At 63.9% G+C, this 9,493-nt stretch carries 6 protein-coding genes; 5 read left to right on the top strand and 1 reads right to left on the bottom strand.

Features of this window, described 5'->3' with window-relative positions; translation table 11 throughout:
* From hrpA to C2I19_RS07590, 5 genes are all read left to right on the top strand, one after another.
* Positions 1-3,694 (top strand): ATP-dependent RNA helicase HrpA (gene hrpA, locus C2I19_RS07610; RefSeq protein WP_103902109.1); only part of this gene is annotated, 3,694 nt, incomplete at its 5' end.
* Between the two features lie 84 nt (positions 3,695-3,778).
* Entirely contained in the window at positions 3,779-4,912 is a 1,134-nt protein-coding gene (locus tag C2I19_RS07605) for an HD-GYP domain-containing protein (protein WP_158253656.1), read from the top strand.
* 100 nt (positions 4,913-5,012) lie between these two features.
* Positions 5,013-6,467 carry an alkaline phosphatase gene (locus C2I19_RS07600; RefSeq protein WP_103902107.1) on the top strand — a complete coding sequence of 485 codons (1,455 nt, stop codon included), beginning with the start codon at positions 5,013-5,015 and terminating at the stop codon, positions 6,465-6,467.
* A 20-nt stretch (positions 6,468-6,487) separates the two neighbouring features.
* Positions 6,488-7,843 carry an alkaline phosphatase gene (locus C2I19_RS07595; RefSeq protein ID WP_233201139.1) on the top strand — a complete coding sequence of 452 codons (1,356 nt, stop codon included), beginning with the start codon at positions 6,488-6,490 and terminating at the stop codon, positions 7,841-7,843.
* Between the two features lie 57 nt (positions 7,844-7,900).
* Complete coding sequence (locus C2I19_RS07590; protein WP_103902106.1) at positions 7,901-8,542, top strand: hypothetical protein; 642 nt, start codon at positions 7,901-7,903, stop codon at positions 8,540-8,542.
* Positions 8,543-8,722: 180 nt separating this feature from the next.
* Here C2I19_RS07590 and C2I19_RS07580 read toward each other — a convergent pair whose 3' ends face one another.
* Entirely contained in the window at positions 8,723-9,481 is a 759-nt protein-coding gene (locus C2I19_RS07580) for a YdcF family protein (protein WP_233201138.1), read from the bottom strand.
* Positions 9,482-9,493 lie beyond the last annotated feature (12 nt).

The following is a 9,493-nucleotide window of genomic DNA, read 5'->3' as shown; positions in this document are numbered from 1 at the left end:
ACTGGCCGACATCAAAACGGCGATAGACAAGCACCAGGTGGTGATCATCTGCGGCGAGACCGGCTCCGGCAAAACCACCCAGCTGCCCAAGATCTGCCTGGAGCTGGGCCGCGGCGTGTTCGGCCTGATCGGCCACACCCAGCCGCGCCGGCTGGCCGCGCGCTCGGTGGCGACGCGCATCGCGCAAGAGCTGGGTTCGCAGCTGGGCGAGCATGTCGGCTTCAAAGTGCGCTTCACCGACAAATTGTCGGAAAAATCGGTGATCAAGCTGATGACAGACGGCATCATGCTGGCGGAAACGCAGACCGATCGCCACCTGGAAGCCTACGACACCATCATCATCGACGAGGCGCACGAGCGCAGCCTGAACATCGACTTCCTGCTCGGCTATCTGAAACAGCTGCTGCCGCGCCGCCCGGACCTGAAAGTCATCATCACCTCCGCCACCATAGACGCGGACCGCTTCTCCAAGCATTTCGACGGCGCGCCGGTGATCGAGGTGTCCGGCCGCACCTACCCAGTGGAAGTGCGCTACCGCCCGCTGAAGCAGCGCGACGAGGACGAGCGCGAGATGGAGATGGAAGACGCCATCGTCGACGCGGCGGATGAGCTGTCGCGCCAAGGCTCCGGCGACATGCTGGTCTTCCTGCCCGGCGAACGAGAAATCCGCGAAACCGCCGAGAAGCTGCGCAAGTCCGGCATCCGCGGCTACGAGATCCTGCCGCTGTTCGCCCGGCTGTCCAACGAGGACCAGCAGAAGATCTTCAAACCGTCCGGCGGCCGCCGCATCGTGCTGGCCACCAACGTGGCCGAAACCTCGCTGACCGTTCCCGGCATCAAATACGTGATCGACACCGGCCTGGCGCGCATCAACCGCTACAGCCCGCGCGCCAAGGTGGAACAATTGCAGGTGGAGAAGGTGTCGCAGGCGGCCGCCCGCCAGCGCGCCGGCCGTTGCGGCCGCGTCGAGTCCGGCATTTGCGTGCGCCTGTACGCCGAGGACGACTTCAACGCCCGCCCGGCCTTCACCGACCCGGAAATCGTCCGCTCCAACCTGGCGGCGGTCATCCTGCGCATGGCCGCGCTGCGGCTGGGCAAGGTGGACGCCTTTCCTTTCCTGGAAGCGCCGTCCAGCCGCCTGATCGCCGACGGCTACCAGGTGCTGACCGAGCTGGGCGCGGTCAATGAGCTGGGCGAACTGACGCCCGTGGGCAAGGAGCTGGCGCGCATCCCGGTGGACCCGAAAGTGGGCCGCCTGCTCTTGGCCGGCCGCGACTACCATTGCGCGCGCGAAGTGCTGATCATCGCCGCCGCCTTGTCGATACAAGACCCGCGCGAGCGGCCGTTCGAGGCCCGCGACGCCGCCGAAAAAGCGCAGGCCCGTTTCAACGACGAGAAGTCTGACTTCCTGTCCTTCCTGCACCTGTGGGACTTCTTCGCCGACGCGCTCAAACACAAGAAGACCAATCGCCAGCTGGTCAACACCTGCCACGAGCACTTCCTGTCTTACCTGCGCATGCGTGAATGGCGCGAGCTGCATGGACAGCTGGCCGAAATCGCCAGCGAGCTGGGCCTGATCACGCGAGACGAGGCCCATGCCGACGCCGAGCAGCCGGACGCGCAGATGTCGGTCAAGAAACGCCAGCAAGTGGATGCCGTCGCCTACGAAAACCTGCACAAGGCGCTGGTGACCGGCCTGATCGGCAATATCGGCATGAAAAACCAGGAAGGCGACGACTACCAGGGCGCGCGCGGCGTCGCCTTCCACGTCTTCCCCGGCTCCGGCCTGAAGAAGGCCAAGCCCAAGTGGCTGGTAGCGGCCGAGCTGGTGGAAACCACCCGCCTCTACGCCCGCTGCGTGGCCAAGATCGAGCCGGAGTGGGTGGAGAAGCTGGCGCCGCATCTGGTGAAGTACCACTACTTCGAACCGCACTGGGAAAAGAGCCGCGGCGAAGTGGTGGCCAGCGAGCGCGTCACGCTCTACAGCCTGACGCTGATCCCGCGCCGAGCCGTCAGCTACGGCCGCATCGCCCCGGAAGAAGCGCGCGAACTGTTCATCCGCGGCGCGCTGGTGGACATGGAATACGTCAGCAACGCGCCCTTCTTCCAGCGCAACCAGCAGCTGATCCGCGAGGTGGAGCAACTGGAGCACAAAGCTCGCCGGCAGGACGTACTGGTGGACGAGGAAGCGCTGTACGCCTTCTACAGCGAACGCATCCCGGCCGAGATTGTAGATGCCGCCAGCTTCGAAGCCTGGCGCAAGGAGGCGGAAAAAACCGAGCCCAAGCTCCTGCACCTGACCCGCGAAGAGCTGATGCGCCACGCCGCCCAGCACGTGACCGAAAACCAGTTTCCTGAATGGCTGGAGCTGGAGGACGGCAAGCTGAAGCTGCGCTACCGCTTCGAGCCTAAACACCCTTTGGACGGCGTCACCCTGGACGTGCCGCTGGCCATTCTGAACCGTCTGACGCCCGCGCCGTTCGAATGGCTGGTGCCGGGCATGCTGCGCGACAAGCTGCAGCAGCTGATCAAGGGCCTGCCCAAGCAGATCCGCCGCTGCTGCGTGCCGGTGCCGGACTTCATCACCCGCTTCCTGCTGACCAATCCGGACCTGCAGCAGCCGATCGCGCCGCAACTGGCGCGCTTCATCCTGCGCGAGACCGGCGGCGTCAAGGTGGACATCGACGAGTTCAACAAGCAGGAATTGCCGGAGCACATGCTGTTCAACTTCCGCGTGATCGACGACGGCAAGCAGGAAATCGGCATGGGCCGCGACCTGGCCGCGCTGCAAAAGCAGTTCGGCCAGGCGGCGCAGCTGACCTTCCGCGACACCAGCGCCGAGTTCGAGCGCGACGACGTCAAGACCTGGGACTTCGGCGAACTGCCGGAAAGCATACAGTTCGCCCGCGGCCGCCAGCAGCTGACCGGCTACCCGGCGCTGACGCTGGAAGAAGACCGCGTCGCCATCCGCCTGTTCGACACCCAGGACGTGGCGGAAAAGCACCACCGCCGAGGCGTGGTGAAACTGCTGCAGCTGCAGTTGAAAGAGCAGATGAAACAACTCGGCAAGGGCCTGCCCGGCATGACCCAGATCGCCTTGCAGCTGCGCGCGGTGGCCAACGCCGACGATCTGCTGGCCGACGCCATAGCCGCCATCTGCGACCGCGCCTTCATCGGCGAGGATGCGCTGCCGCGCAATGAAAAAGCCTTCAACGATCAGAAAAACCGCGCCCGCACCCGCCTGCCGGCCGTGATCCAGGCCGTCTCCCAGTACTTGCAGCAGATTGCGGCCGAATATGTTCCGCTATGCGCCAAAATGCAGAAACACAAGCTGGGCTATGAGCTAAAACAACAAATGGAGCGGCTCGTTTACAAGGGATTCCTGGCCGCCACGCCATGGAGCCAGTTGCCGAACCTGACGCGCTACATGAAGGCGATGGGCCTGCGCATGGACAAGCAGCCGGCCAATCCGCAGCGCGACGGCCAGCGCGCCGCCGAAATCCGCGACCTGTGGCAGCAATGGGAGCAAAGAGTGGAAGCCCAGCGCGAACAAGGCGAACCGGCGCCGGCCGTGCTGGATTTCCGCTGGATGCTGGAGGAGCTGCGCGTCAGCCTGTTCGCCCAGGAGCTGAAAACGCCTTACCCAGTTTCAATTAAGCGCTTGCTTAAAATTTGGAACGAATTGCCGCGCTAGCTGTGAAAATTACCAGCTTGCGATGGCCTTGGATTATCATTCCATGAACATTAAACATCGCAGGCGGTAATTCCAGCAATGACAGTGGATTCCACCAAGAAGCCGGCCAAAATCGTTTCCGCCATGGTAGAAATCGGCAAGGAGCTGCCGGTCAACGTCTACGCTAAAAACGGTTTTCTGCTGCTGAAGCGCGGCCATTACGTGCTGACGCCGGAATTGAAGCAAAAACTGGTGCACATGGGCTTCGCCGAAACCAAGGCGGAAACGCGCGCGCTGGAAAAACCCAACCTCAACGACCAAAAAAAGCAGTCGCTGTTCGAAGACATCGCCTTTTTGCAAATCCGCGTGCGCAATGTGCTGTACCGCGCGCTGGCCACCCAGAACCTGGAAGGCAAGATCATGGAGCTGGCCAAGACGCTGATCCGCCTGGCCGGCACCCATCACGACGCCCTGATCGCCTCCATTTTCCTGGTGCCATTCAGCGAATACAGCGTAGCCCATCCGCTGCACACAGCCTCTTTGCTGGCCATTCTGACCCGCAGCGTCAAGCTGCCGCCCAGCCACCGCGAGGTCCTGGTCTGCGCGGCGCTGAGCATGAACATTTCCCAGGTGGAGCTGCAGAACGAGCTGTACAGCCAGTCAGGCCAGCTCAGCGAGGATCAGCGCCAGGCGATACAGGATCATCCGCTGATGAGTTCCGCCATCCTGCGCGAGGCCGGCATCGAAGACCAGCTGTGGCACACCCTGGTGCAGACCCATCACGAATCCTGGTCCGGCAAAGGCTATCCGCAAGGCTTGAGCAAGGAGCAAATCCTGCCGCCGGCCCATCTGCTGCACCTGGCTGACATCACCTGCGCCAAGCTGTTGCCGCGCCGCTACCGCGCCGCCCTGCTGCCCGCCACCGCGCTGGGCCAGATTTTCCAGCGCAAGGACAGCGAGTTCGACCAGTCCTTCATCACGCTGATGATACGCGAGCTGGGCATCTATCCGCCCGGCAGCTTCGTGAAACTGGCGAGCGAGGAAATCTGCGTCGTCATCTCTGGCGGCGCCAAGCCCAGCGAGCCGCTGGTCGCCGCCATCCGCCGCGGCGATGGGCCGCCTTACGGCGAGCCGCTGCTGCGCGACACCAGCAAACCCGGCCTGAAAATCGTCGCACCCTGCCATGCCAGCGAAGCCAGGGTTCGCGTGTCATTTCTCGCCCGACTGTGGAAATGTTAGAAAAAAGCAACAGTAATTAATATTTGCTAACAATTTATTTGAATGAAACATTCAAAACCTACCCTTGTTGCGCAATTTTTTCACAACAAAGGTAGATTGAATGCGCACTTTCACCCTCAGCGCCAGCGTCCTGCTGGCCCTCAGCCTCACCGCCTGCAATAGCGGCGGCTCAGCGTCCAACGCCAGGACGCAGGACAACGCCCAGACCACTCCGCCTGCGGCAGCCAAGAACGTGATCTTCTTCCTCGGCGACGGCATGGGCATCGCCACCACCACGGCCGCCCGCATCTACGCCGCCGGCGAAGACGGCCAGTTGACCATGGACACCTTGCCGGAATCCGGCTTCGTCAAAACCTTCTCCAACGACGCCCAGGTCACCGACAGCGCGCCGTCCATGTCGGCCTATATGACTGGCGTGAAGATGAATAACGAAGTCATCTCCATGTCCACCGACACCCAGGCCAAGGCGCCCACCGCCGACCTCACCTCCAACTGCGGCGCGGGCAACGGCCGCGCCGTTTCCACCTTGCTAGAGCTGGCCAAGGCCAAGAACTGGGCCACCGGCGTGGTCACCACCACCCGCGTCACCCACGCCACTCCGGCCGCCACCTATTCCCATGTCTGCCATCGCGACGCCGAATCCGACATCGCCGCCCAACTGGTGCCGGGCGGCGCACAATACAACGCTGCGCTGAAAGACGGCGTGGACGTGGTGTTCGGCGGCGGCCGCCAGTTCTTCCTGCCTAAAACGGCCGGCGGCAAACGCGCCGACGGCCGCGACCTGGTGGCGGAACTGAAGGCCAAAGGCTACGGCTATGCGGCGGACAAAACCGCGTTCAGCGCCATCGACCCGGCCAAAACCCGGCGCGCGGTCGGCCTGTTCACCGCCAGCCACATGAGCTACGACCTGGACCGCGACGCCGGCAAAGAACCCAGCCTGGCCGAGATGACCAACAAGGCCATTTCCATGCTGGCGGGCCGCAGCGACAAGCAAGGCTTCTTCCTGATGGTGGAAGGCGGCCGCATCGACCACGCGCTGCATGAAACCACCGCCAAGAAGGCGTTGCAGGACACCGTGGCCTTCGACCAAGCCATTCAAGCCGCGATAAGCGCCATGCAGCAAAAAGATCCCGGCCTGAAGAACACGCTGATCGTCGTCACCGCCGACCACGACCACACCCTGGTGCTGAACGGCTACGCCAAGCGCACCGGCAAGACCGCTCCGGGCAATCCCGGCGTGCTAGGCCTGGCCAAGGACTACGTCAGCGGCAAGAACCTGACTGACGCCGACGGGATGCCCTACACCATCATCGGCTTCGGCAACGGCGAAAACCGCGTCAATGACAAGCGCAGCGCTGCCGCGGCCTTGACCGACGACGCGGCATCCGCCGACAACTACCACCAGGAAGCGGCCATCCGCATGCCGGCCGGCGGCGAGACCCACGGCGGCACCGACGTCTACATCGCCGCCATCGGCCAGGGCGCGGACAGCGTCCACGGCTTCCTGGAAAACATAGAAGTGTTCGGTCTGGTCAAGAAGGCCGCCGGCCTGTAAGCGCTCTGGAGAACAATAAAATGCAAATCGTGATGAAAACCCTGCTCGCCGCCACGCTGGCCGCCTGCGCAGCCTCCCCCGCCCTGGCCGCCGGCGAGGCCAAAAACGTGATCTTTTTTCTCGGCGACGGCATGGGCCCCGCCACCGTCACCGCTGCCCGCATCTACCAATATGGCGAGAGCGGCAAGCTCGCTATGGAAAAGCTTGATCGCACCGCGCGGATCAAGACTTTCTCCAACGACGCCCAGACCACCGACAGCGCGCCGTCGATGGCCGCCTATATGACAGGCGTGAAGATGAACAACGAAGTCATCTCCATGACTGCCGACACCCGCGCCATCGAGCCCAACAGCGACGGCACAGGAAACTGCGGCAGCAATAACGGCGCGCCGGCCGCCACGCTGCTGGAGCTGGCCAAGGCCAAAGGCAAGGCTATCGGCGCGGTCACCACCACCCGCGTCACCCACGCCACCCCGGCCGCCACCTACGCCCACGTCTGCCACCGCGACGCCGAATCCGACATCATCGCCCAGGCCGTGCCGGGCGGCGCCGGCTACAACGCCAAGCTCGGCGCGGGGCTGGACGTGCTAATGGGCGGCGGCAGCAAGTTCTTGCTGCCCAAAGCCAGCGGCGGCAAACGCGGCGACGGCCGCAACCTGCTGCAGGAATTCGCCGCCAAGGGCTACCCCGTGCTGCAGACCGGCGCCCAGCTAGCCGCCTTCGACGCCAAATCGGCCAATAAGCTGGTGGGCATCTTTGGCAAAGACCATCTGGACTACGAGCTGGACCGGGTCAAGAACAAGCTGGACCAGCCCAGCCTGGCGCAGATGACGGCGGCGGCGATGGACGTGCTGTCCAAGAACGGCAAGGGCTACGTGCTGATGGTGGAAGGCGGCCGCATCGACCACGCCCTGCACGGCACCAATGCCAAGCGCGCGCTGGTGGACGCCATCGCCTTCGACGAGGCGATCAAAACCGCGCTCGCCAAGGCGGATCTGAAAAACACGCTGATCGTCGTCACCGCGGACCACGATCACACCATGACCATCAACGGCTATTCCAAGCGCGGCAACCCCATCCACGACATCTCTCGCAGCTATGTGGATGGCCAGCCGGCCAAGGACGCCGACGGCGCAGTCTACACCACCCTGGCATTCGGCAACGGCCCCAACCGCAAGCCTACCCGCGTGTCTGTGGACTCGGCCGCCGCCATCGCTGACGACTACCAGCAGGAAACCGGCATCCGCCTGTCCAGCGAAACCCACGGCGGCGGCGACGTGATGCTGATGTCCGGCGGCGCCGGCAGCCAAGGCTTCAAGGGCGTAATGGACAACACCAAGGTATTCAGCCTGGTGAAATCCGCGCTCGGCCTGTAATTCACCCCGCGCGCGGTCAGCATCGGCCGCGCGCCGTCCCCTCTTTGGAAGCCGCCAATGAAAGTCTTGTGTCTCACCGCGCTGGCTCTGCTGGCGCAGCTAAGCCATGCAGCCCTGCCGGACATGCAGGCCATCGTCCATTACGAAACTGTCAGCCAGGGCGCTGACGGCGTAGAAAAAACGCTGCGCTACAGCGAACGCTGGATACGCCAGAGCGGCCATGTGTGGCGCGAAAGGCTGAACGCGGCCGCGCCGCACCGCCATGACGACGACGGCCACCAGCACCTGGACTTCGCCGCCGCCCCGCGCCATGTTTGGCGCGACGCCAAGGGCGAGCTGCAAGTGGAATTCCTCCACGCCGCCAAGCAAGAAAGAATTGCTGTGGCGAAACGGGAATGGAGCGACGCCGGCTTCGATGGCTCCTGGGCGCGCGCCAGCCAGTTGGTCGATGCCTCGCAACTGCGCGGCTTCTCCAAAAAGCGCAAGAGCGCGGACGTCGCCGTCTACCGCAAGGCCGGCAAGACGCTGCGCTGGAGCGAGCGCTGGCAGGCTCCGCTGCGGGTATCGCTGCGCTCGGATGACGGCAAGCAGCGCGAAACCATCACGGTGGCGCCGCAGGCGCTGCCGGCCGGCTTCGTTCCGCCCTGGCAGCGCAGCGCCGGCTGGCCGGAACGCGACTATCTAGACACGCTGGACTGAAGGTAACGCGCCGGCGTTTCGCCGGCATGCTGTCGGAAAAAGGCGATGAAGGCGCTGTCGCTGGCGAACGCCAGCCGCCGCGCTCTTGTGCCGATCGAAGGCATCACCATCCCAGGTCCCCGGCCCTTGCGTCAGAAACGTTTTACATGCCAGACGCGACCGGAAACCACGCGCAGACATTCAAGCCCCAGGACGCAAGCGGTAATACAGCGAGCCGAGATATTCGCGCAGCAGGCTATGGCACTCCTGCATCGAACGTCCATTGGGAATCCACCAGAACACGCCGCCGCCGCTGTAGCGGATAAAGCCAGTCGGCGCCGGCAACACGCTCAGGCCCTGCCGCTCGAAGAACGGAACAGCCCGCGCCAGATGCCAGCCCTGGCTGACCAAGGCAATTCGCGAAATGCCTGCCTGCCGCAGCAGTTCGGCGGAAAACTTGGCGTTTTCCAAGGTAGTGTTTGAGCGGCTCTCCACCCAACGCGGCGCCAAGCCATAATCTTCGCTCAGCGCGCGCGCCATCACCTCGGCCTCCGCTTCGCCGCCCAACGGCGCGCCGCCGCTCACCAGCAAGGGCTTGCCGCTATGCTTGGCCAGATAAGCGCCATAACGCAACCTGGCCAGGGTATCGGCGGAAGGCTCGTCTCGGCCATATTCCGGCGCAGGCTTCTTGCCGCCGCCCAGCACCACGATAGCCTGAACCTGCCGCGCCTGCGCCGCGTCGATCGCTGGATAGCGCTCCAGCTGCCCCGCCAGCCAGATGGCGGTAAATGGAATGGACAAGAGATAGCCCAGCGCCACCCCCGCCGTCAGCAAGACGCCGCCCAAGCGCGGCATGCGCCTTAAGAGCAGCCCGCCCAGCGCGATAGGTAAAAGATATAACAGCGGCGCCAGCAATATGCTCCCCAATAGTTGATGCCACAACACAGTTGGACTGTACATGCCCCGCTCCAT

It is taken from the genome of Chromobacterium alticapitis, assembly GCF_002924365.1.
In the GTDB taxonomy this organism is placed as follows: domain Bacteria; phylum Pseudomonadota; class Gammaproteobacteria; order Burkholderiales; family Chromobacteriaceae; genus Chromobacterium; species Chromobacterium alticapitis.
This window is presented reverse-complemented; position numbering and strand designations above follow the sequence as displayed.